This is a genomic window from Paractinoplanes durhamensis, assembly GCF_016862175.1.
GTDB lineage: Bacteria > Actinomycetota > Actinomycetes > Mycobacteriales > Micromonosporaceae > Actinoplanes > Actinoplanes durhamensis.
Map to the genome: position 1 here is coordinate 1 of NZ_BOML01000133.1, position 868 is coordinate 868.

General features: G+C 73.6%; 1 protein-coding gene. It reads left to right on the forward strand.

The window, feature by feature from the left end:
* Positions 1-798, forward strand: a 798-nt coding sequence (locus tag Adu01nite_RS47445) for a hypothetical protein (RefSeq protein ID WP_203736003.1), incomplete at its 5' end; no start/stop codon positions are given.
* Positions 799-868 lie beyond the last annotated feature (70 nt).

The following is an 868-nucleotide window of genomic DNA, read 5'->3' on the forward strand; positions in this document are numbered from 1 at the left end:
ACCGCTCGGGGAGCCACCGCGGTATCCGCCACGGTCGCCACCACCCTGGAAACCGCCGCGGTCACCCTGCGGGCGGTCACTGCGGAACCCGCCACGGTCGCCCTGCGGGCGGTCGCTGCGGAAGCCGCCACGGTCGCCCTGGGGACGGTCGCCACCACCCTGGTAACCACCACGGTCGCCCTGCGGACGGTCACGGAACCCGCCACGGTCGCCGCCACGGTCTACCTGCGGACGGTCGCTGCGGAAGCCGCCGCCCTGGGAGCCGCCGCGGTAACCACCCCGGTCGCCGCCACCCTGATAGCCGCCGCGGTCGCCACCGCTCTGCGAGCCGCCACGGTATCCACCACGGTCGCCACCACTCTGCGAGCCGCCACGGTATCCACCACGGTCGCCACCACTCTGCGAGCCACCGCGGTAACCGCCACGGTCGCCACCACTCTGCGAGCCGCCACGGTATCCACCACGGTCGCCACCACTCTGCGAGCCGCCACGGTAACCACCGCGGTCGCCGCCGCCCTGGTAACCACCACGGTCGCCCTGCGGCCGGTCACTGCGAAAGCCGCCCCGGTCACCCTGCGGGCGGTCGCCGCCTCGGAAGCCTCCGCGATCGCCGGAGGACCGACCACCACGGGAATCGCCGTCGCGGCCGCGGCCGGCGCGGCGCTCGTCGTCGCGGTCGGGGGAGCCGCCGTCTTGCGGTCCAGTAGTCACGGGTCAATCCTTCCGGTTCGGCGGCCCAGACATGGGGCTTCGCCTCGATACACAAAGTTACTCGGGGGCTGTCGGGGCCCTCGCTGACGGAGGACCGCCGGCGCTGGGGCCAAACGCAAACGAGGGCCAACCCCAACCGGGGTGGCCCTCGTCTGTC